Source organism: Arhodomonas sp. SL1 (genome assembly GCF_052060015.1).
In the GTDB taxonomy this organism is placed as follows: domain Bacteria; phylum Pseudomonadota; class Gammaproteobacteria; order Nitrococcales; family Nitrococcaceae; genus Arhodomonas.
In genome coordinates this window covers 131,070-151,799 of the sequence record NZ_JBPODZ010000007.1, presented here as the reverse complement: position 1 = coordinate 151,799, position 20,730 = coordinate 131,070, and the positions used below count along the sequence as shown (strand labels likewise).

Sequence of the window (20,730 nt, the reverse complement as noted above, 5' to 3'; positions counted from 1 at the left end):
GGAAAAAACCAGGGTTGGAAAGGAACCACAAGCGGGGCCTCACCGGTAGGGCGGTCGCCGCTCGCCTCGGGGAGCGTCGGCGGCCAGGGACGGCCGCCGTCGAGCCTACAGGGATGTATTGATGGCGTCTCTCCCGAGGCGAGCGGCGACCGCCCCCCTTACCATCCCTCAGCCATCAGGAGAATCTCCGTGAACGGCCAGGACACCGAGCTGGAGTACGAATACAACCCGCGCGTCACCGTGCCGGAGTTCGCGGACTACTTCGCGCGCCTGCAGCGGCTCTCCGAGGCGACCCGGGCCGAGCTGCCCAACCACCAGGAAGACGTGCCCTACGGGGACGGCGCCCTGCAGACCCTGGACTGCTTCCCCGCCGGCGATGCCGATGCCCCCGTGCATGTGTTCTTCCACGGCGGCTACTGGCGCAGCCAAGACAAGCGGGACTACGCCTTCGTCGCCCGGGCGCTGGTGCCCCGGGGGGTTTCCGTGGTGGTCGCCAACTACCGCCTCTGCCCGGCGGTGACCATCGCCGAGATCAACGAGGACTGCGCCGCGGCCATCCGCTTCCTGGAGGACAACCGGCAACGGCTGGGCCTCGGCCGGGGCGCGCTCACGGTATCCGGCCATTCCGCCGGTGGCCAGATCGTCGCCCGCCTGCTTACCCGGGACTGGTCCGGCACACACCCGATCCACGCGGCCCTGGCCATCTCCGGGGTGTTCGATCTCACCCCACTGCCGGGAACCAGCATCAACGACGCCCTCGGGTTGGACGAAGCCAAGGCGCGCTCGCTCTCGCCGCTCCACGAACCGCCGCCGCCACCGGGCATTCCCTTGCGCCTGGCGGTGGGCGGGGCCGAGACCGCGGCATTCCATCGTCAGAGTGAGGCCTATCACCGGCACGCCCGCGTGGACACACCGGTGGCAGCGCCGCCGGGACGGAATCATTTCGATGTACTCGAGGCGCTGTTCCTCGCCGACGGCGAGGCCTTCGACACCCTGCGCGCCGTCACCGGGGCCTGAGCCCCACCCCCAGTCGCCAGGCGACGGCCAGCAGCGGCAGGTAGGCCAGCGCGACGGCGAGGGGGGCATAGGTCGGCACATGCACCGCCAGCAGCGCCAGGGGGAAGAGCCACAGCCCATTCACCGCAGCCACCGCGGCACTGACCCGGGCGTGGCTGCCCCACTGCAGGGCCAGCTTCTGATAGCCGTGCAGGCGGTGCGGGGCATGCCAGGATTGCCCGGTCGCGATACGGGTGAGCAGGGTCACCGTGGCATCGACGAAGAACACCGCCGAGAGGATGAACCAGGCCACGGCGGTGGCCTCGGCGGCGAGCACCGCGACCGTGGTGCCGAGGCCCACCAGGTAGCCGAGCAGCGTGCTGCCACCGTCCCCCAGGAACAGCCGGGCCGGCGACCAGTTCAGCACCAGAAACCCGGCGAAGGCCGAGGCCGCCACCAACAGCGGCAAGGCGACGCTCCCGTCCTGTACCCCCAGCACCACCGCCATTCCCGCGAACACCGTCAGCGCCTGGACCCCGGCAATACCGTCGATACCGTCGATGAAATTATGCAGATTGATACACCACAGCCACCCGGGAAGCGCCAGGGCCCACCAGGGCCACGCCGGACCGGGCAGCGCCACCGGCAGCGCGGGCAGGATCACCAGCACCGCCAGAGTCTGGGCCGCCAGGCGCCAGCGGGCGGGCAACCGCCAGCGATCATCGGCGATACCGGTGGCCCAGACGAGCGTCGCGCCGGCGACTATCGCCAGCACATCCAGTCGGTACGGAACGGCCCCACCGGCCACCAGACCCGCCAGCATGGCCGGACCTACGGCGATCCCGCCCACCCGTGCCACGGGCGAGGCGTGCATACCGCGGCTGCTCGGCAGGTCGACGAAGCCAAGCCGCGGCGCGAGGGCGATAAGCCTGCGCGCCAGCAGATAGCTCGCGGTGGCGGCGACGACAGCCGCAGTGATGAGGGAAACGACATTCATGCCGGCCCTCCGGGCGCGACGGGACGGCGGGCGACGGAGGAATGGCAGATCCGCTGGCTCATTGGATTAATGTTGTCATGCTCCCTAAACTATTGGCCCTGTGAATCGGCCCCAAACGGCAGCTGCGGCGCCCGGGGCGCCGGCTCACGCCACGAAGACTCCACCATAGCAATGGCGAGGGAGGCGGCAACCCGGTCATGGCGGTGACGGAACCGGTACAAGCCACCGAGTGTCGCTGGCAGGCGACGGCCCCTGAACCCGCTGCCCTCTCGGCGGTGGTGGTGAATTACAACGCGGGCGCCATGCTGGCGGATTGCGTGGGCGCCCTGCTGGAGAGCCGGCTCCCGGTGGAGGTCATCGTCGTCGACAACGCCTCCGATGACGATAGTCTCGACACGCTCGTCCAGCGCTTCGACGGCACGCCGCGCCTGCGTGTGATCCACCGGCGCGACAACGGGGGCTTCGCGGTCGCGGTCAATCGCGGGCTGCGCGAGGCCCGCGCGGACTGGGTTGCCGTGGTCAATCCGGACTGCATTGTCCGCCCGGACACCCTGGGACGACTGCTCGACGGCGGGGATACCGCCGGCGTGGGCATGGTTGGGGGTCTGCTGCTCAACCCCGACGGCACCGAGCAGCGCGGCTGCCGCCGCCACCTGCCAACCCCACGCAACGCCCTGGCCCGAGTGCTGGGCCTCCACCGTCTGTTCGCTCGACGCTGGGACTTCAACCTCACCGGCACCCCCCTGCCGGCCGAACCCGTACCGGTAGGGGCCATCTCCGGGGCATTGATGCTGGTCCGACGGAGTGCCTGGCAGGCGGTAGGGACCCTGGACGAAGGCTATTTCCTGCACTGCGAGGACCTGGACTGGTGCCGCCGCTTCCGCGAGCAGGGATGGGGGATTCGCTTCGTCCCGGACGCGGTGGCCATCCACCACCAGGGTGTGTGCAGCCGGCGGGAACCGGTGCGTGTGCTCTGGTACAAGCATCGCGGGATGGTCCGCTATTTCCGCAAGTTCCATGGCCGCGGGGCGACCCTGGCACTGGTCGGCGCGGTGATCTGGGCCCGCTTCCTGGTGGCGGCCGGTGTCCGCACCGGCGCAGTGACCAAGAGACGGCTGCGCCGGCGGGATGCCGATGCCCGACGCTGACCTGCTGGTCACCGGCGTCTCCAGCCAGCCCGGCCACTTCCTGCTCCCGCAACTGGATGGGCTCACTCTCCGCGTGGTGGCGGTGGGTCGCCACCGCCCCGACGGCCTGTCCCCATCCATCGCCTGGCAGGAGGCGGACCTGGCCGCCCCGCCGACACTGCCGGCAGGGGCAGCGATCCTCCACCTCGCACCCGTGTGGTTGCTGCCCCCGCTGCTGGACGCCCTGCCACGCGCTCCGCAACGCATCATCGCCCTCTCCTCGGCCAGTGTCGGGACGAAGGCGCACAGCGCGGACACGGGGGAGCGGCGATTGGCCGAACGGCTGATCACGGCCGAATCCGCCGTCCGGTCCTTCGCGGATTCCCATGGCAGCGCGTGCCGGATTGTCCGCCCGACGCTGATCTATGGCCATCCCGGACGCGGTATCGTCGCGCGTCTGCGCCGCCTCGGTGGCCGCACCCGGGTGTTACCCGTGCCCCGGGGCGCGAACGGCCTGCGTCAACCGATCCATGCAGCGGATCTCGCCGCGGCGCTGCGACGACTGCTCACCGACCCACCGCCCGACGCAAACCGAGTGCTAACCTTGGGCGGCGGCGAGCGCCTGAGCGTGGAGGCACTGCTCCGGCGGGTCCTTGCCCACAGTGAACCACGGATACACCCGCTCCCCGTGCCGCCGGCGCTGCTGCGCCTGGCGCTGCAGCGCTTCGGCGGTGACGTGGGCGGGGGGTTCATCGACCGCATGCACCGGGACCAGAGCGTCGACGACGGGGCCGCGTGGCAGGCCCTGGGCATCGCGCCGCGCCCCTTCCGACCCTGAACCCCAACCCGAGGACGGCGATGTTCCGGAGCTTTCTTCACGGCATCAGCTTCGTGGCCCGTGGCTTCTCCCTGCTCACCGAGCCTGGCCTGCGCCGCTTCGTCGTGGCGCCGCTGCTCATCAACGTCGTCATCTTCATCGGCCTTTTCTGGCTGGGCGCGGAGTATTACCGCGCCCTGCTGGATTGGCTGCTGCCACGGCCCGCGGCGTTCGGTGACGGCTGGCTCGGCGAGACGGTGCAAGTGATCGTGACCGTGATCCGCTGGCTGCTCTGGCCGCTATTCCTGCTCGCCGGCTCGGTGGCCATGTTCTACACCTTCACGGCGGTGGCCAACCTGGTAGGCGCCCCCTTCAACGGCATGCTCTCGGCGCGGGTGGAGCAGCGCGCCACCGGACACATGCCCGCCGATGTCCACGGGCGGGGCCTGGTGGTGGAGACCGCCGGCGCCGTTGCCGACGAGCTACGCAAGATCGCGCATTTCGCGCTGCTGGCGGTGCCGCTTCTGGTGCTGTTCTTCATCCCCGTGGTCAATGTGCTGGCCCCGCCGCTGTGGGCAGCCTATGGCGCCTGGATCCTGGCGCTGGAGTACTGCGACTACCCGCTCGGCAATCACGGGCTGGCGTTCGCCGAACAGCGCCGGCTGCTGCGCCGCCGCCCGGCCATGCACTTGGGCCTGGGCGCCGGCCTGCTGGCCATGACCCTGATCCCCGGGGTGAACCTACTGGTGATGCCCACCGGGGTAATCGCCGCGACCCTGCTGCGCAGCGAGCTCGGCGAGTACGCCCTGCCCGCCGGTCAGCCCGCTGCCAGATAGCGGCGGATTCGCTCCACCCCCTCTTCAAGGCGCTCCAGCCCGGTCGTATAGGCGAAACGCAGGTGCCGCTCCGGCGCCGCGGACTCGAAGTCCAGGCCCGGGGTCGCCGCGACGCCGGCTCGCTCCAGTAACCCCCGCGCCAGGGCTTCACTGTCGCCGGCGAGGGCGCTGACGTCGGCATAGAGGTAGAAGGCCCCGGCGGGCTCACCCGGGATGGCGAAACCGAGCTCGCGTAGCGCCGGCAGCAGGAAGTCGCGGCGCTCTCGGAACGCCTCGCGACGGGCCTCGAAGATCTCCCTCGCCGCCGGGGTAAAACAGGACAGGGCGGCATACTGCGCCGGGGTGGAGGCATTGATATAGAGGTTCTGGATGAGCCGCTCGGTGGCGGTCTCCAGCCCCTCCGGGACCACCAGCCAGCCGAGGCGCCAACCGGTCATGCCGAAGTACTTGGAGAAGCTGTTGATCACCAGCGCCTGGGGTGCATGGACCACCGCGCTGGCCATCCGCCCCGTGTAGCACAGGCCGTGGTAGATCTCATCGACCATCAGGGCGATGCCCCGGTCATCCGCCAGCGCGGCGAGGCCCTCCAGGGCCTCCGGGGCGGCCATGGTGCCGGTGGGGTTGGCCGGGGAGCCAATGAGGATGGCGGCGGTGGCGGCATTCACCTCCCGCGCGGCACGTTCCGGCGTGAGCTGGAAGTCCGTATCACCGGTCACCGGGACGGGCCGGGGTACGGCATTGACCACGGTGGCGAAGTTGCGGTTGCAGGGGTAGCCGGGCTCGGGCAGGAGCACCTCGCGGCCGGGGTCTGCGGTCAGCGCCATCGCCAGGGTGAGCGCCCCGCTCGCCCCGGGAGTGATGAAGATCCGCTCCGGGGACACATCGGCCCCGTACTCGGCCGCGTAGTGCCCGGCGATGGCCTCACGCAGTGCCGGCAGGCCCGCGGCCGGGAGGTAGCCGGTACGGCCCTCGGCCAGTGCCCGCCGGCCCGCCTCCACCACCGGTTCGGCAGTGGCGAAGTCCGGCTCGCCGATCTCCATGTGCACGATGTCCTGCCCGGCGGCCTCCAGCTCCCGGGCCCGGCGCAGCAACTCCATGACATGAAACGGGCGGACCTCGCCGACGCGGACGGCGGGGGTGAAGGGCAGCCGGGCTTCTGTCACGATGCCTCCAGGGGTGTGGGGGTTTGAATGGCAGAGCCTAACCCCAAAGTTCGAGGAACGAGAAGGCGGCACCGGCTGCAGCGCAGTACACAGCTGTCAGCGAGGAACGGCCGCGACCCGGGATGACGGGCCCGCGCACCCGGCCCGCACGGGAAAGCGTAGCCCCCGGAGGGCAAGACCGGCGCGGGAGCGTCGGCGGCCAGGGACGGCCGCCGTCGAGCATACAGGGACGTATTCACAGCGTCTCCCGCGCCGGTCTTGCCCTCCCGGGGCGTCCCCGCTGTGGAAGGCTGTCCATTGACCACCATGGAATCCGAGATCACTACCGACGCATCCACCTACGTGGGCCGCTTCGCCCCCAGTCCCACAGGACCGCTGCACCTGGGCTCGCTGGTGGCGGCGGTGGGCAGCTGGCTGGACGCGCGCCGCCACGGCGGTCGCTGGGCGGTGCGCATCGACGACGTCGACCGGACGCGGGCGGTCACCGGCGCCGATGCCACCATCCTCCGCAGCCTGGAGGCCCACGGCCTCACCTGGGACGGTCCCGTGGTCTACCAGCGCGAGCGAGACGAGCAATACGCGGCCGCCTTGCAGCGGTTGATCGACGCCGGCCACGCCTTCCCCTGCGCCTGCACCCGCCGCGAGCTCCGCGCGGTGGCCCGCCACGGCCCCGCCGGAATGATCTATCCCGGCACCTGCCGCGACGGCCTGCCTCCCGGTCGCGAGGCGCGCTCGTGGCGCATGCGCGCCGCGGACATGACCCTGGAGTTCGAGGACCGGCGCCTCGGCCGGCAACGGGTCGCGATGGCCGCCGAGATCGGCGACTTCATCATCCGTCGCGGCGACGGCCTGTTCGCCTATCACCTGGCGATGGCGGTGGATGACGCCGATCTCGGGGTTACCGACATCGTCCGCGGGGCGGACCTGCTCATCGCCACCGCCCCGCAGATGGCGCTCCGCGACGCCCTCGGCCTGCACCGCCCGCGCCACCTCCACCTGCCACTGGCGATCAGCACCGCCGGCACCAAGCTCAGCAAGCAGACGGCGGCCCCGGCAGTGGACGACGCACAGGCAAGCCGGAACCTCGTCACTGTCCTCGCCATCCTCGGCCTGTCCGCCCCAAAGGAACTGGCCGGCGCGCCGCCTGGGGAGCTCCTCGCCTGGGCGGTCGATCACTGGGCTCCCGCCGCCCTACCGGAAGGGGATATACGGGTGGCCTGAGCGGTATTCCCTCCGCCAACCATGGTTGTGATACCTTAAGTAACAAATAAGCGGGGCAACCCCGACACCGCAGGGAAGCCGCAGGAGGAGAGCCGATGGCCGTACACATCGACTACGGGCCCCATGCGCCCAGTATCGTCACCTTCCTGTTGACGATCCTGGTATTTGCCTCCCCGGCGAGCGATTGGTGGTCCCGGCTCGCGCCGCCCTGGTACACGCCGTTCCTGCTCTGGGCCGGGGTGATCGCCGCCATCGCGATCAGCCTCCGACGCCTGGGCCATCATGAGGTTTGATCTCGGTACGCTCTCGGCCTTCGCCGTCGCGTACCTGCTGCTGCTGTTCCTGATCGCCTACGGCACCGAACGCCATGAACGGGCGCGCCGGCTCGCCGCCCATCCAGCGGTATACGTCCTTTCCCTGGGCGTCTACGCCACCACTTGGAGCTATTACGGGGCAGTGGGCTTCGCCGATCGCGTCGGCATCGGCTTCCTGACCATCTATCTCGGCGTGGCCATGGCCATGGCCCTGACCCCCGTGCTGCTGATGCCGCTGCTGCGGCTAACCCGGCAGTGGCAGCTCACCTCTCTCGCCGACGTCTTTGCCTTCCGCTTCAACAGCCAGGCGGCAGGGGTGCTCGCGACGCTGCTAATGCTCACCGGCAGCCTCCCCTACCTCGCTCTGCAGATCCGTGCCGTGGCGGAGTCCACCCAGGTCCTAAGCGCCCAGAGCTCCCCCGGCCCCATCGCCATCGGCTTCTGCGTGATCGTCACCGTCTTCGCCATCATCTTCGGGGCACGACACGTTACGCCACGGGAGAAACACGCCGGGCTGGTGGCAGCGATCGCCTTCGAGTCGCTGATCAAGCTGCTGGCCCTGCTGCTGGTCGCCATCATCGCCGTGCGCATGGCCTTCAGTGGCTTTAGCGGCCTCGAGCAATGGCTGGCCACACACCCGGCGACCCTCGAGCGCTTCTATGCCCCCATGCGCGAGGGCGCCTGGGGCGGGCTGCTGTTCATCGCCTTCGGGGCCGCGTTCCTGCTTCCGCGGCAGTTCCACATGATGTTCACCGAGAACTTCAACCCGCGGGCCCTGGTGGTGGCCGGATGGGGCTTTCCCCTGTACCTGCTGGCGGTGTCGGTGGCCATTCCGCCCATCCTTTGGGCCGGCCACGTGATCGCCCCCGGGGTCATCCCCGACTACTACGTGCTGGCGATGGCGATGGCCAGCGATTCACCCACCCTCGCGATGGTCGCCTACCTGGGCGGCATCTCGGCGGCCAGCGCCATGATCATCGTCACCACCCTGGCGCTGTCGTCGATGTGCCTGCACCACCTGCTGCTGCCGGTGGTACGGCCGGACCCCGAGCGCGATCTCTACAGGGCGCTGCGCTGGGCCCGACGGACGCTCATCGCCGCGATCATCGCCGCCGGATACCTGTTCTATCTCATCCTCGTGCGCACCGAAGGCCTGGTCTCCTGGGGGCTGCTCTCATTCCTGGCCATGGCGCAGTTCCTGCCGGGCGTCGTCGCCGTTCTGGCCTGGACGCGGGCCACCCGCGCCGGATTCATCGCCGGGCTGCTCGCCGGCGGTTCGGTGTGGGCGGCGACCGCGCTGCTGCCGGCGCTGACGACGGTGAGCCCGGTGACCATCATCGGCGTGGACATCGAGCGCACCCAGAGCGCCGGGCACTTCTCTGCGGTGGCGTTCTGGTCGGTGAGCCTGAACGCGCTGGTCTTCGCTTTGGTGTCATTGGTCACGCGCCAGGGCGAGCGCGAGGGCGAGGCGGCGGCGGCCTGCCGGGACGTCAGCACCGCCATTCCCCGCGGGGCGCTGGTGCTGGAATCCCCGGAGCAGTTCGTCGAGCAGCTGGCACCGGTCACCGGAGCGGCGGCGGGGCGTGCCGAGGTGGCCAAGGCACTCGCGGATCAGGGCATCGACTGGAACGAGACCCGTCCCGACCGGCTGCAGCAGCTCCGCGAGCAGATCGAGCGCAACCTCTCCGGCATGATGGGCCCCATCCTCGCGCGCATGATCGTCGACGAGCGCCTGCGGGTGGACACCGACACCCGCACGGCGCTGGCGCAGAACGTCCGCCTCATCGAGGAGCGCCTGGAGCGCTCACACAGCCGCTTCCGCGGGCTCGCCGCCGAGCTCGACGAGCTCCGCCGCTATCACCGCCAGATCCTCGAGGACCTCCCCCTAGGCGTGGTGGCGGTGACCCCGAGCGACCGCATCGTGCGCTGGAACCCGGCGATGCAGACGCTCACCGGCCTGTCCGCCGCCCGGGTGATCGGCCGCCGGATCCAGGAGCTGCGCCCTCCCTGGGGGGAACTGCTGGGCAGCTTCCTGGCCTCCGATGAGAGCCACGCCCACAAGCGGCCCCTGGCCCTGGTCGAGGAGACCCGGTGGCTGTCGCTGCACCGGGCGTTTATCGGCGGTGCTCGCCGGGGTGAGCCCGGGGATCGGCTGCTGCTGGTGGAGGACGTCACCGAGCTCCAGCGCCTCGAGGAGGAGCTCACCCACAGCGAACGCCTGGCCTCCATCGGCCGGCTCGCCGCCGGCGTGGCCCACGAGATCGGCAACCCGGTCACCGGCATCACCTGCCTGGCCCAGGAGCTGCGCGCCGGCGTGGAAGCCGGCGAGCTCCCGGAGTACGCCGAGGACATACTCACCGAGGCACAGCGCATCAACAACATCGTCCAGACCCTGGTCAGCTACGCCCACGCCGGGGGCTCCGATGGTCATCGGCCGGTGACCGTCTCGGTGGCGGAGGTGATCGGCGAGGCGGAACGCCTGGTACGCCTGTCCAAGCGCGCACGGGGAGTGGAGCTCCGGCGGCGCATCGACGAGGGGCTGACGGTGCACGGGGACATGCAGCGCCTGGTGCAGGTGTTCGTGAACCTGTTTACCAATGCCGTGGACGCCTGCGGCGACGGCGGCCGCATCAGCGTCACGGCCGCCCGACGTCACGGCCGTGTGGAGATCCGGGTGGTGGACAACGGGCCCGGGATCCCCGCGCATATCCGGGACAAGATCATGGAGCCGTTCTTCACCACCAAGCGCCCCGGTCGCGGCACGGGCCTGGGCCTGCCGCTAGTCTACAACATCGTCCGCGAGCATGACGGCGAGCTGCGCATCCGCGAGCGCTGGGGCCGCCAGCGCGGAACGGTGGTGCTGGTGGTGCTGCCGGCGAGCGAGGAGTGAGGGAGACGCGTATGCCACGGGTGCTGATCATCGAGGACGAGAAGGTCATCCGCCGCTCCGTGCGGCGGCTGCTCACCCGCGACGGCATGGAGGTCACCGAGGCGGGGTCACTCGAGGAGGCGGAGGAAAGCGCCGACCTCGGCCGCTTCGACATCATCCTTGCCGACCTACGGCTGCCGGGGGCCGAGGGCATCGAGGCGGTGCGCCGTGCCCCGGAGGTGCCGGTGATCATCATGACCAGCTACGCGAGCGTCCGCTCCGCGGTGGCGGCCATGCGCGAGGGCGCGGTGGACTATATCGCCAAGCCCTTCGACAGCGACGACCTGCTGCTAACCGTCCGACGTGCCATCAAGGAGACCCAGATGAGCCGGCAGAACGAGGCCCTGCGGGCCGACGTGGAGGCCGCCTATCCGGTCAGCGGGATCGTCGGCGACTCCGAGGCCATGCAGGCGGTATTCCGCCGCATCGACAAGGTCGCCCCCACCGACACCACGGTGCTCATCCTCGGCGAATCCGGCACCGGTAAGGAGCTCGTCGCCCGCGCCCTGCACGAGCGCAGCCCACGCCGGGAAGCGGCCCTGGTGGCGGTGAACTGCGCCGCCATTCCGGAATCGCTGATCGAGGCGGAGTTGTTCGGCCACGAGAAGGGGGCCTTCACCGGGGCCGATGGCCGGCGCCGGGGGCTGGTTGAATCCGCCGACGGGGGCACGCTGTTCCTCGACGAGGTGGGGGAGCTGCCGTTGGCGGCCCAGGCCCGGCTGCTGCGGGTACTCCAGGAGGGCGAGATCCGCCGGGTGGGCTCGGACCGTCCGAGCCGGGTCGATGTCCGGCTGGTGGCCGCCACCCATCGCGACCTCGGGGCGATGGTACGCTCCGGCGACTTCCGCGAGGACCTCTACTTCCGCATCCAGGTCATGGAGATCCGGTTGCCCCCCCTGCGCGAGCGCAGCGAGGACCTGCCGGCCCTCGCGCGGTTCCTGCTCGATAAGGCCTGCCGCCGGCTCAATCGCCCGCCGATGCGCCTCAGCGACGACGCACTGGAGGCGATCCGGGCCTACCACTGGCCGGGCAATGTCCGCGAGTTGGAGAACGCCATCGAGCGCGCGGTGATCCTCGCCGAATCCACGGCCCTCACCGCGGACCTGCTAGGCCTGCCCGCCGGCGAGGAGCCCGAGGACCCCGGCTTTCCCGACATGTCCCTGGAGGGCTACTTCCGCGAGTTCGTGCTGCGTCACCAGGATCACATGACCGAAACCGAGATCGCCCGGCGGCTCGGAATCAGCCGCAAGGCGCTGTGGGAGCGGCGCCAGCGACTGGGCATTCCCCGCCCGGCTACGACCGGTTCTGGCGAGAGAGCCTAATCTGGCGTTATCGTTACCGGGAGTGACGGGCCGTTACCCCACGTAACGGAGAATCACGCAGCAAAGCCCCGAAAGAAGGGGCGAGAAGCCCACGACGAGCCGGAACGAAAGTTGCAAAAGAGCGCTGCGAGGTGACAACACCCATTTCCCGACGGACGTGAAGACATCAGCCTGAAAGGAGGAGAAGCAGGATGTCCTATACCAAGGTCTACCCCGTCCCCAAGGAGGCCGCGGACCAGGCGCTGATCAACCGCGAGCAGTACGAGCAGATGTACCGCCGCTCCCTGGAGGAACCGGACGCATTCTGGTCCGAGCAGGCCGAGAAGTTCCTGAGCTGGAACAAGTACTGGGATTCCGCGGACAGCAGCAGCCTGACCAAGGGCGATATCCGCTGGTTCGAGGGCGGCCGACTGAACGCCGCCTACAACTGCGTGGAGCGCCACCTGGCGAGCCGCGGCGACCAGGTCGCCATTATCTGGGAGGGTGACGACCCGGATCGGTCCCGGAATATCACCTATCGGGAGCTGCACTCGGAGGTCAACCGCTTCGCCAATGCGCTCAAGTCCCGCGGCGTGAAGAAGGGCGATCGTGTGTGCATCTACATGCCCATGATCCCCGAGGCCGCCGTGGCCATGCTGGCCTGCGCCCGCATCGGCGCCGTGCACTCGGTGGTCTTCGGCGGCTTCTCGCCCCACGCCCTGCGCGACCGCATCCAGGACTCCAAGTGCAAGGTGGTGGTGACCGCGGACGAGGGCGTGCGCGGCGGCAAGGCCGTCCCCCTGAAGGAGAACGTGGAGAAGGCCCTCACCGAATGCCCGGAGGTGTCCACGGTGTTCATGGTCAAGCGCACCGGCGGGCACGTGCACTTCGAGCAGAACCGGGACATCTGGTACCACGAGGCCATCGAAGCAGCCTCCGAGGACTGCCCCGCCGAGGACATGGATTCTGAGGATCCGCTGTTCATCCTCTACACCTCCGGCTCCACCGGCAGTCCCAAGGGCGTGTTGCACACCACCGGCGGCTACCTGCTGCAGGCGGCGATGACCCACAAGTACGTCTTCGACTACCAGGAGGGCGAGGTCTACTGGTGCACCGCCGACGTGGGCTGGGTCACCGGCCACAGCTACATCGTCTACGGCCCGCTGGCCAACGGTGCCACCACGCTGATGTTCGAGGGCGTGCCCACCTACCCGGACGCCGGGCGCATGTGGGAAGTGGTCGACAAGCACAACGTCAACATCTTCTACACCGCCCCCACCGCCATCCGCGCCCTGATGGGCCAGGGTGACGACCACGTGACCCGCCACTCCCGCAAGAGCCTGCGCATCCTCGGTACGGTGGGCGAGCCCATCAACCCGGAGGCGTGGGAGTGGTACTACCACGTGGTCGGCGAGGACCGTTGCCGGATCGTCGACACCTGGTGGCAGACCGAGACCGGCGCGATCATGATCAGCCCCCTGCCCGGGGCCACCGACCTCAAGCCGGGTTCGGCCACCCTGCCGTTCTTCGGCGTGGAGCCGCAGCTGGTGGACAACGAGGGCAACGTGCTCGAGGGCGCCACCGAGGGCAATCTCTGCATCGCCCGGGCGTGGCCGAGCATGATGCGCACCATCTACGGCGACCATCAGCGGTTCATGAACACCTACCTCACCCACTACACCGGCAAGTACTTCACCGGTGACGGGGCCCGTCGGGACGAGGATGGCTATTACTGGATCACCGGCCGGGTCGACGACGTGATCAACGTCTCCGGCCATCGCATGGGCACCGCCGAGGTGGAGAGCGCCCTGGTGCTTCATGACAAGGTCGCCGAGGCGGCGGTGGTGGGCTTCCCCCACGACGTCAAGGGCCAGGGGATCTACTGCTACGTCACCCTGGTCGCCGGGGCGGAGCCCTCCGAGGAGCTCAAGAAGGAGCTGGTGCAACTGGTGCGCAAGGAGATCGGCGCCATCGCCTCGCCGGATGTGATCCAATGGGCCCCGGGCCTGCCCAAGACCCGTTCCGGCAAGATCATGCGCCGCATCCTGCGGAAGGTGGCCACCAACGAGACCGACAACCTCGGCGACACCAGCACGCTGGCCGACCCGGGGGTCGTCGACGACCTCATCGAGAACCGTGCCAACAAGTAGGCGCATGGACGGCTGTTACCGTGGGTAACGCTTCCGTTCCCATCGGTAACGGCCGTTCCCGTTCGCCTGACGCGCCAACCCGTTGTGACCAGGGGGCTGGCGCGGGCATGAATATTGCTTTTCCCGGTTCCGGGTCGAGGGTTCATCCCCGGCCGCGACAGGGATTGTAACCGCACCGAGTCGACAACAGAGGAGGAGAACAATGTCGGACGAATCCGCACGCCAGGATTCGGCGGCCGCCTACTGGAAGGAGCACGTACGGCTATTGCTGACGCTGCTCGTCATCTGGTTTGTGGTCCCCTTTATCTTCGGGATCCTGCTGGCCCCGCTGCTTAACAACGTCCTCATCGGGGGCTATCCCCTTGGGTTCTGGATCGCCCAGCAGGGCTCCATCTACCTGTTCCTGATCCTGATCCTCGTGTACGTGTTCAAGATGAACACGCTGGATCGCAAGTACAACGTCCACGAAGAATAAGGGGGAGGGGATCTAGCAATGGACCTTACAGTACTCACCTACATCGTCGTCGGCGCCACGTTCGCGCTCTATATCGGCATCGCCATATGGGCGCGGGCCGGCAGCACCGGCGAGTACTACGTGGCCGGCAAGGGGGTGAACCCCATCGCCAACGGCATGGCCACGGCGGCGGACTGGATGTCCGCGGCCTCGTTCATCTCCATGGCCGGGCTGATCGCCTTCATGGGCTATGACGCCTCGGTCTACCTGCTCGGCTGGACCGGTGGCTACGTGCTCCTGGCGCTGCTACTCGCGCCCTACCTGCGCAAGTTCGGCAAGTTCACGGTGCCCGAGTTCATCGGCGACCGCTTCTACTCCAAGACCGCGCGCATCATCGCCGTCGTCTGCCTCATCGTCGCCTCGCTGACCTACGTCATCGGGCAGATGAAGGGCATCGGGGTGGCGTTCTCGCGGTTCCTGGAGACCGAGTACACCACGGGCCTGCTCATCGGCATGGCCATCGTGTTCTTCTACTCCGTGCTCGGTGGCATGAAGGGCATCACCTACACGCAGATCGCGCAGTACGTGGTGCTTATCTTCGCCTATACGGTCCCGGCGATCTTCATTTCGCTGCAGATCACCGGCAACCCCCTGCCCCAGCTCGGCCTCGGGGCGACCATCGAGACCGGCGCGAGCAGCGGGCAGTACCTGCTCAACACCCTCGACCAAATCCTCGTGGATCTCGGCTTCACGGAATACACGAAGATGGAAGAGGGCAACACCTTCAACATGATGATGCTCGCGATGTCGCTGATGATCGGCACGGCGGGTCTGCCCCACGTCATCGTGCGCTTCTTCACGGTGCCGCGGGTGGTGGACGCCCGCCGGTCGGCCTTCTGGGCGCTGCTGTTCATCGCCATCCTCTACACCACCGCCCCGGCCGTGGGTGCCATGTCCTACTTCAACCTGATCCAGACGGTGAAGGGCGGTGCGGCGACCGAGGTGGAATCCACCCTCGCCTACGAGGAACGGCCGGACTGGTTCCGCAACTGGGAGCAGACCGGCCTGCTCGCCTGGGAGGACAAGAACGGCGACGGCCAGATCCAGTACTACAACGATGCCAACGAGGAGTTCGCCCAGACGGCCGAGGAGGAGTTCGGCTGGGCCGGCAGCGAGCTCGAGGTCGACCGGGACATCATGGTGATGGCCAACCCAGAGATCGCGCAGTTGCCCAACTGGGTGATCGCCCTCGCGGTGGCCGGCGGCCTCGCGGCGGCACTGTCCACGGCGGCCGGGCTGCTCATGGCCATCTCCTCGGCGGTCTCCCATGACCTGATCAAGGGGGTATTCAACCCCAATATCGGCGAAAGGGCGGAATTGCTCGCCGCTCGCCTGTCCATGGCGGGTGCGGTGATCGTGGCCGGTTACCTGGGCCTGAACCCACCGGGCTTCGCGGCACAGGTGGTGGCCCTGGCCTTCGGCCTGGCGGCGTCGTCGCTGTTCCCGGTGCTCATGCTCGGCATCTTCAACAAGCGCATGAACACCGCCGGCGCCATCGCGGGCATGCTCGTCGGCCTGACCAGCACCCTGCTGTACATCTTCACGTACAAGGGCTGGTTCTTCGTGCCGGGCACCAACATGCTGCCCAACGAGCCGGAATACTACTTCCTCACCATCCAGCCGGAGTCCTTCGGTGCCCTGGGCGCATTGCTCAACGTGATCGTGGCCTATCTGGTCTCCCGGGCCACCGCTCCGCCGCCGGAGCATATCCAGCACCTGGTGGAGAACGTCCGCGTGCCCCGCGGCGCGGGCGAGGCGACCGGCCACTGAGCCGGACGCCGCTCCCGCTCACGAGGGCCCCTTCGGGGGCCCTTTCTCGTTGTGGGGATCCACCGTGCTATGGTGCCGGCGAACGAGGAGGAGGTATCGACCGGCATGGACCTGAAGGGAAAGACACTGTTCATAACCGGCGCGAGCCGTGGCGTGGGCAAGGCCATCGGCCTGCGGGCCGCCCGCGACGGGGCCAACGTGGTCATCGCGGCCAAGACCGCGGAGCCCCACCCGAAACTCCCGGGGACCATTTACAGCGCCGCCGAGGAGATCGAGGCCGCCGGCGGCCGGGCGCTGCCGGTGGTCACCGATATCCGCGACGAGACCAGCGTCGAAACGGCGGTGGCGAAGGCGGTGGAGCGCTTCGGCGGCATCGACGTCCTGGTCAACAACGCCAGCGCCATCAACCTGGCCGGCACCCTGGAGCTGCCGCTGAAACGCTTCGATCTCCTGCAGCAGGTCAACACCCGCGGGACGTACCTGTGCACCCAGAAGTGCCTCCCGCACCTGTTCAACGCGGGCAACCCCCATGTCCTGATGCTCGCGCCACCGCTGGACATGCATCCACGCTGGTTCCGGGACCATCCCGCCTACACCATCTCCAAGTACGGGATGAGCATGTGCGTGCTCGGCATGGCCGAGGAGTTCCGCGACCGAGGTGTGGGCTTCAACGCCCTGTGGCCACGCACGTTGCTGAAGACCGCCGCGGTGGACAATCTCCTCGGTGGCCCGGAGGTCTCATCGCGGGGCCGTTACCCCACCATCGTCGCCGACGCCGCCCACTGGATACTGACCCGGCCGGCACGGGAGTGCACCGGCAACTTCTTCATCGACGAGCAGGTGCTCCGGCAGGCGGGGGTCAGCGACTTCAGCCGCTACCGCGTGGACTCGGACCGTTCCGAAGGGGAGCTGCAGCTGGACCTGTTCATCCGTCCGTAGCGGGGATCGGGTCAGCCCAGACGAGCCCGCAGCCGGCGCGCGTCGGCCACCGCGTGGCCGACGGTGTCGTTGTTGAAGAACGCCCACACCTCACGACCGGCAGCACGCTCGCCGGCAAGCCACCCGGCCCAGTCGTCGAGCGCCGCATCGGAGTAACCCGGCGTTTCCGGCCCGCCGTGCAGGCGCAGGTACACCCGATCGGCCGTGGTCACGCGGGGATGGTCGGCAATGGCATCGTGCACGCAAAGCGCCGCGCCACGATCACGCAAGACGCCGAAGACGTCATCGACAAGCCAGCGTGGATCCCGGAACTCCACCGCCCAATCCCAACCACCGGGGGCAGCGGCGAGAAAGGCGTCCAGGCGCTCCGGCACCGGCCGCCAGCGCGGCGGCAGCTGCAGCAGCACCCCACCGAGGCTGTCACCGAGTGCCTCCGCCACCTCCTGGAAGCGCGGGAGACTGGCCTCCGGATCCTTCAGTCGTTTCATGTGGCTGCCATAGCGACTGAACTTGAGCACGAAACGGAAGCCCGCGGGCACCTCCTCCGCCCATCCGGCCGCCGTCTCCGGCTTCGGCAGGCTGTAGAAGGTGCCATTGATCTCCACTGTGTCGAACGACTCGGCGTAGCAGGCCAGGCGCCGATTGCGCGGCAATCCCGCCGGGTAGAGGTGCTCGCGCCAGTGATCGTAGTCGTAGCCCGAGGTGCCGATATGAAGCCCACCCACCATGCTCACACCTCCTCGTCGATCCAGCGGGGCGTATGCCCTCGCGCGGTGAGCCAGTCATGCACCGCCGGCCCCGTGCCCCGCCGCCAGGGCCGGACCCGCTCCGGCGGCAGGCAGCGGACCTCGGCGAGCTCCTCGCCGGCGGAGGGCTCACCGGCGAGGTCCACCTGGTAGACGATGAGCAGCTGGTTGTTGCGGTGAAACGGATAGAGCCCCTGAAAGGCCCGGATCCGGCCGGAGACGCAGAGCTCCTCGGCGACCTCGCGGACCATCCCCTCCTCCGGCCCTTCCCCTGGTTCCAGGAAACCCGTCACCAGGCCGAACTTCCCCGGGGGCCACTCCGCATTGCGGGCCAGCACCATCCGACCGGCCGGGGTCATGGCGATGGCGGCCACCACCGGGACGGGATTGTCCCAGAACACGAATCCGCATTCGGCACGGGGGCAGGCCAGCCGCGGGATGCCGCCCAGCTCCCGGCGGACCAGCGCCGCCGCGCAGCACGGGCACAGGCGCCGTCGCTCGATCTCCATGGGCGCCATTGTAGGCGGCACCCGATGGGTGCGCGAGCCCGAGGCAATGGCCTCCCCCTCGGTGCCGCAAAGCGGTACAGTGCCACCTCCCCCGGCAATCGAAGAACCGCAGCGAGCGTATGGCCTCCGCATCGACACCACTACGCCCCGGATTGATTGGGGGTGCGGCGACCTTTTCCGGTATCGGTCTGGCACGGTTTGCCTATACCCCCCTGATCCCGGCCATGGCCGAGACGGGATGGTTTACCGCGGCCGAGGCGGCCTACCTGGGCGCAGCCAACCTGATCGGATACCTCCTGGGGGCGGTGGCGGCGAACCGCCTCGCCGCCCGCTTCGGCACCGCCGCCACGGCGCGCGTCTCGCTGCTGCTGGTGGCGGCGAGCTTTCTGCTCTGCGCCCTGCCCGCGCCGTTTCCCTGGTTTGCCCTTTGGCGACTGCTCTCCGGCGTCGCCGGTGCAGTGCTCATGGTGGCCGGCGTTTCAGCGGCCATAGGCGCGGTCCCTCCCGAACGCAGGGGCCCGACCGCGGCCCGCGTGTTCACCGGCATCGGTCTCGGCGTCCTGCTCTCCGCGGTGGTGGTGCCACTGCTGCTGCGAATCAGTCTCACCACGGCGTGGCTGACCCTCGGCGCCTGTGCCGTGCTCGCCTGCTGGGTGGGCTGGGCGGGCTGGGGAAGGCTCAGCGGCCAAGCACCGGAGGCCCCTGCCGAAGCACCGGCAGGAGGGCGCGAGCTGCTCGCCCTCTCTGCCGCCACCCTCTCCGCCTACGCTCTGGATGCGGTAGGGTTCATCCCCCACACGGTGTTCTGGGTGGACTTCCTGGCCCGGGGGCGGGGCCTGGGCATTGACGCCGCCGGCCTGCAATGGGCCCTGTTCGGGCTCGGGGCGGTGAGCGGGCCGATGCTCGCCGCCCGTGTGGCCGCGCGTCTTGGCTGGCGCGGTGCGCTCATCGCCGTGCTCGCCACCAAGACGGCGGTGGTGGCACTGCCGCTGCTCACACCAGGGGCTTGGCTGCTGGGTGCAAGCTCCTTGGTGATGGGGGCCCTGGTCCCGGCCACCGTCGCCATCACATCCGCCCGAATGGCGGAGATCGCGGGGCCGGCGGCCCACCGCCGGGTATGGGGCTGGGCCACTGCGACCTTCGCGCTCAGCCAGGCGGGCACCGGCTACCTCTTCGCGCTACTCTTCGACCACAGCGACAGCTACCTCCTGCTGTTCGCACTGGCGGCGACCGCCCTAGCCATAGCCACGGCGCTGGCGGCGTTCAATCCCATACCCCGACGCCGCGGCCAACCCCCGCGAAGATAGACGGGAGCACGGACGCGAACGCGAAACGCTCGCACCATTGCGCACAACCGGCTACGCTGGGAGCAGAGGAAACCGGAGACAGGAAGCCAGGCATGTCCGCCATCACCCGTGAACAGCTCCGAACCCACCTGCGTCAGGCCGGACTGCGGGCCACGCGGGCGCGGCTGGATCTCGCAGCGCTGATCTTCGGCGGCGGAGCGCAGCATCTCACCGCCGAGGGCTTGCACCGTCGGGCACGGGAGACCGGCATACAGACCTCCCTGGCCACCGTTTACAATACCCTCAACCGACTCACCGCTGTGGGGCTGCTGCAGCGCATCGTGCTCGACAGCCGGCGCACCTATTTCGATACCAACACCGAGCCCCATCACCACCTCTTCGACGAGGATGACGGCGAGCTCCAGGACATCCCCGCCGAAGCGGTGGAGTTCCTGCGCCTGCCGGAGGCACCCGCCGGCCGCCGTATCGAGAGCGTGGACATCGTCATCCGGGTCCGCCGCGAGAACCCCTAAGCGGTCTTCTTGGAATCATTCTAAACTACTTGAACAACGCCCCGTGCCCTGCTATTACATGGGGTACGGTCCCGTGATGACGGCGGGGCTGCGCAGTGACTACCCGCAAATGACCCCCATGAGAGGAGGTGAGCCATGACGGATCTCAAGGGCTCCAAGACGCACAAGAACCTGACCGAGGCCTTCGCCGGCGAGTCCATGGCGAATCGGCGCTATCTGTACTTTGCCCAGAAGGCCGACGTGGAGGGCCACAACGACATCTCCGCGGTATTCCGCTCCACCGCCGAGGGCGAGACGGGTCACGCCCACGGCCATCTCGAGTTCCTCGAGGAGGTCGGTGACCCGGCGACGGAGGAGCCCATCGGCGACACCGAGGCCAATCTGAAGTCCGCCATTGCCGGCGAGACCTACGAATACACGGACATGTATCCCGGCATGGCCCGGGACGCCCGGGATGAGGGCTTCGACGAGATCGCCGACTGGTTCGAGACCCTGGCGAAGGCCGAGCGCTCCCATGCCGGGCGCTTCAAGAAGGCCCTGGAGGGCATGGAGGCGCTTTGAGCCTTGAGGGGCGGCACCGCC

At 68.8% G+C, this 20,730-nt stretch carries 19 protein-coding genes; 15 read left to right on the top strand and 4 right to left on the bottom strand.

Going from position 1 to position 20,730, the window contains the following annotated elements; translation table 11 throughout:
* The first annotated feature begins 189 nt into the window (after positions 1-189).
* On the top strand, positions 190-1,017 hold the full coding sequence (locus tag ACQ754_RS11740) for an alpha/beta hydrolase (RefSeq protein WP_440997220.1): 828 nt from the start codon (positions 190-192) through the stop codon (positions 1,015-1,017).
* On the opposite strand, the gene ACQ754_RS11735 is transcribed toward ACQ754_RS11740, so the two are convergent.
* Complete coding sequence (locus ACQ754_RS11735) at positions 1,004-1,993, bottom strand: MraY family glycosyltransferase (protein ID WP_440997219.1); 990 nt, start codon at positions 1,991-1,993, stop codon at positions 1,004-1,006. The genes ACQ754_RS11740 and ACQ754_RS11735 overlap by 14 nt on opposite strands.
* Before the next feature lie 197 nt (positions 1,994-2,190).
* Between ACQ754_RS11735 and ACQ754_RS11730 the strand changes: the two genes are divergently transcribed.
* Genes ACQ754_RS11730 through cysZ form a run of 3 tightly spaced genes read left to right on the top strand, consistent with a single transcriptional unit; the run spans position 2,191 to position 4,773 of the window.
* Positions 2,191-3,141 (top strand): glycosyltransferase family 2 protein, encoded by a 951-nt coding sequence (locus tag ACQ754_RS11730; protein ID WP_440997218.1) that lies wholly within the window; start codon positions 2,191-2,193, stop codon positions 3,139-3,141.
* Positions 3,128-3,958: an NAD-dependent epimerase/dehydratase family protein gene (locus ACQ754_RS11725; protein ID WP_440997217.1), complete on the top strand. Its 831-nt coding sequence runs from the start codon at positions 3,128-3,130 to the stop codon at positions 3,956-3,958. Before ACQ754_RS11730 ends, ACQ754_RS11725 begins: the two co-directional genes overlap by 14 nt.
* A gap of 20 nt (positions 3,959-3,978) precedes the next feature.
* Positions 3,979-4,773 carry a sulfate transporter CysZ gene (cysZ, locus tag ACQ754_RS11720; protein WP_440997216.1) on the top strand — a complete coding sequence of 265 codons (795 nt, stop codon included), beginning with the start codon at positions 3,979-3,981 and terminating at the stop codon, positions 4,771-4,773.
* On the opposite strand, the gene ACQ754_RS11715 is transcribed toward cysZ, so the two are convergent.
* Entirely contained in the window at positions 4,755-5,936 is a 1,182-nt protein-coding gene (locus tag ACQ754_RS11715; protein WP_440997215.1) for a pyridoxal phosphate-dependent aminotransferase, read from the bottom strand. The two genes, cysZ and ACQ754_RS11715, sit on opposite strands and share 19 nt — an antisense overlap.
* 306 nt (positions 5,937-6,242) lie before the next feature.
* Between ACQ754_RS11715 and gluQRS the strand changes: the two genes are divergently transcribed.
* The 8 genes from gluQRS (at position 6,243) to ACQ754_RS11675 (ending at position 17,074) form a co-directional block, all read left to right on the top strand.
* Complete coding sequence (gluQRS, locus tag ACQ754_RS11710; RefSeq protein WP_440997268.1) at positions 6,243-7,157, top strand: tRNA glutamyl-Q(34) synthetase GluQRS; 915 nt, start codon at positions 6,243-6,245, stop codon at positions 7,155-7,157.
* A gap of 95 nt (positions 7,158-7,252) precedes the next feature.
* Positions 7,253-7,450, top strand: a complete 198-nt coding sequence (locus tag ACQ754_RS11705; RefSeq protein ID WP_440997214.1) for a hypothetical protein — start codon at positions 7,253-7,255, stop codon at positions 7,448-7,450.
* Entirely contained in the window at positions 7,440-10,361 is a 2,922-nt protein-coding gene (locus tag ACQ754_RS11700; protein ID WP_440997213.1) for an ATP-binding protein, read from the top strand. The genes ACQ754_RS11705 and ACQ754_RS11700 overlap by 11 nt, the downstream gene beginning before the upstream one ends.
* An 11-nt stretch (positions 10,362-10,372) precedes the next feature.
* Positions 10,373-11,722, top strand: a complete 1,350-nt coding sequence (locus ACQ754_RS11695; protein ID WP_440997212.1) for a sigma-54-dependent transcriptional regulator — start codon at positions 10,373-10,375, stop codon at positions 11,720-11,722.
* 191 nt (positions 11,723-11,913) lie between these two features.
* Positions 11,914-13,851, top strand: coding sequence for an acetate--CoA ligase (gene acs, locus ACQ754_RS11690; RefSeq protein ID WP_440997211.1), 1,938 nt, complete (start codon positions 11,914-11,916; stop codon positions 13,849-13,851).
* A 202-nt stretch (positions 13,852-14,053) separates the two neighbouring features.
* Positions 14,054-14,326: a DUF4212 domain-containing protein gene (locus tag ACQ754_RS11685; protein ID WP_440997210.1), complete on the top strand. Its 273-nt coding sequence runs from the start codon at positions 14,054-14,056 to the stop codon at positions 14,324-14,326.
* An 18-nt stretch (positions 14,327-14,344) separates the two neighbouring features.
* Positions 14,345-16,135, top strand: coding sequence for a sodium:solute symporter family protein (locus ACQ754_RS11680; RefSeq protein ID WP_440997209.1), 1,791 nt, complete (start codon positions 14,345-14,347; stop codon positions 16,133-16,135).
* A gap of 105 nt (positions 16,136-16,240) precedes the next feature.
* Complete coding sequence (locus tag ACQ754_RS11675; protein ID WP_440997208.1) at positions 16,241-17,074, top strand: SDR family oxidoreductase; 834 nt, start codon at positions 16,241-16,243, stop codon at positions 17,072-17,074.
* A gap of 11 nt (positions 17,075-17,085) precedes the next feature.
* On the opposite strand, the gene ACQ754_RS11670 is transcribed toward ACQ754_RS11675, so the two are convergent.
* Both ACQ754_RS11670 and ACQ754_RS11665 read right to left on the bottom strand, forming a co-directional pair.
* Positions 17,086-17,802 carry a DUF72 domain-containing protein gene (locus ACQ754_RS11670; protein WP_440997207.1) on the bottom strand — a complete coding sequence of 239 codons (717 nt, stop codon included), beginning with the start codon at positions 17,800-17,802 and terminating at the stop codon, positions 17,086-17,088.
* A gap of 2 nt (positions 17,803-17,804) precedes the next feature.
* The gene (locus ACQ754_RS11665) at positions 17,805-18,338 is read right to left on the bottom strand and encodes an NUDIX domain-containing protein (RefSeq protein WP_440997206.1); all 534 of its coding nucleotides are present in this window, start codon (positions 18,336-18,338) and stop codon (positions 17,805-17,807) included.
* A 110-nt stretch (positions 18,339-18,448) separates the two neighbouring features.
* Here ACQ754_RS11665 and ACQ754_RS11660 point away from each other — a divergent pair, with 110 nt between their 5' ends.
* The 3 genes from ACQ754_RS11660 to ACQ754_RS11650 all read left to right on the top strand — a co-directional run bounded on the left by ACQ754_RS11660 (position 18,449) and on the right by ACQ754_RS11650 (position 20,709).
* Complete coding sequence (locus ACQ754_RS11660; RefSeq protein ID WP_440997205.1) at positions 18,449-19,636, top strand: YbfB/YjiJ family MFS transporter; 1,188 nt, start codon at positions 18,449-18,451, stop codon at positions 19,634-19,636.
* A gap of 92 nt (positions 19,637-19,728) precedes the next feature.
* On the top strand, positions 19,729-20,148 hold the full coding sequence (gene irrA, locus ACQ754_RS11655) for an iron response transcriptional regulator IrrA (RefSeq protein WP_440997204.1): 420 nt from the start codon (positions 19,729-19,731) through the stop codon (positions 20,146-20,148).
* Between the two features lie 135 nt (positions 20,149-20,283).
* Positions 20,284-20,709 carry a rubrerythrin family protein gene (locus tag ACQ754_RS11650; RefSeq protein WP_440997203.1) on the top strand — a complete coding sequence of 142 codons (426 nt, stop codon included), beginning with the start codon at positions 20,284-20,286 and terminating at the stop codon, positions 20,707-20,709.
* Positions 20,710-20,730 lie beyond the last annotated feature (21 nt).

Bases quoted from the DNA above. Each gene is read 5' to 3' on its own strand.
- acs (WP_440997211.1), top strand. From the start codon at position 11,914: ATGTCCTATACCAAGGTCTACCCCGTCCCCAAGGAGGCCGCGGACCAG.
- ACQ754_RS11685 (WP_440997210.1), top strand. From the start codon at position 14,054: ATGTCGGACGAATCCGCACGCCAGGATTCGGCGGCCGCCTACTGGAAG.
- gluQRS (WP_440997268.1), top strand. From the start codon at position 6,243: ATGGAATCCGAGATCACTACCGACGCATCCACCTACGTGGGCCGCTTC.
- cysZ (WP_440997216.1), top strand. From the start codon at position 3,979: ATGTTCCGGAGCTTTCTTCACGGCATCAGCTTCGTGGCCCGTGGCTTC.
- irrA (WP_440997204.1), top strand. From the start codon at position 19,729: ATGTCCGCCATCACCCGTGAACAGCTCCGAACCCACCTGCGTCAGGCC.
- ACQ754_RS11695 (WP_440997212.1), top strand. From the start codon at position 10,373: ATGCCACGGGTGCTGATCATCGAGGACGAGAAGGTCATCCGCCGCTCC.
- ACQ754_RS11705 (WP_440997214.1), top strand. From the start codon at position 7,253: ATGGCCGTACACATCGACTACGGGCCCCATGCGCCCAGTATCGTCACC.
- ACQ754_RS11670 (WP_440997207.1), bottom strand. From the start codon at position 17,802: ATGGTGGGTGGGCTTCATATCGGCACCTCGGGCTACGACTACGATCAC.
- ACQ754_RS11680 (WP_440997209.1), top strand. From the start codon at position 14,345: ATGGACCTTACAGTACTCACCTACATCGTCGTCGGCGCCACGTTCGCG.
- ACQ754_RS11730 (WP_440997218.1), top strand. From the start codon at position 2,191: ATGGCGGTGACGGAACCGGTACAAGCCACCGAGTGTCGCTGGCAGGCG.
- ACQ754_RS11660 (WP_440997205.1), top strand. From the start codon at position 18,449: ATGGCCTCCGCATCGACACCACTACGCCCCGGATTGATTGGGGGTGCG.
- ACQ754_RS11650 (WP_440997203.1), top strand. From the start codon at position 20,284: ATGACGGATCTCAAGGGCTCCAAGACGCACAAGAACCTGACCGAGGCC.
- ACQ754_RS11665 (WP_440997206.1), bottom strand. From the start codon at position 18,338: ATGGCGCCCATGGAGATCGAGCGACGGCGCCTGTGCCCGTGCTGCGCG.
- ACQ754_RS11735 (WP_440997219.1), bottom strand. From the start codon at position 1,993: ATGAATGTCGTTTCCCTCATCACTGCGGCTGTCGTCGCCGCCACCGCG.
- ACQ754_RS11725 (WP_440997217.1), top strand. From the start codon at position 3,128: ATGCCCGACGCTGACCTGCTGGTCACCGGCGTCTCCAGCCAGCCCGGC.
- ACQ754_RS11675 (WP_440997208.1), top strand. From the start codon at position 16,241: ATGGACCTGAAGGGAAAGACACTGTTCATAACCGGCGCGAGCCGTGGC.
- ACQ754_RS11700 (WP_440997213.1), top strand. From the start codon at position 7,440: ATGAGGTTTGATCTCGGTACGCTCTCGGCCTTCGCCGTCGCGTACCTG.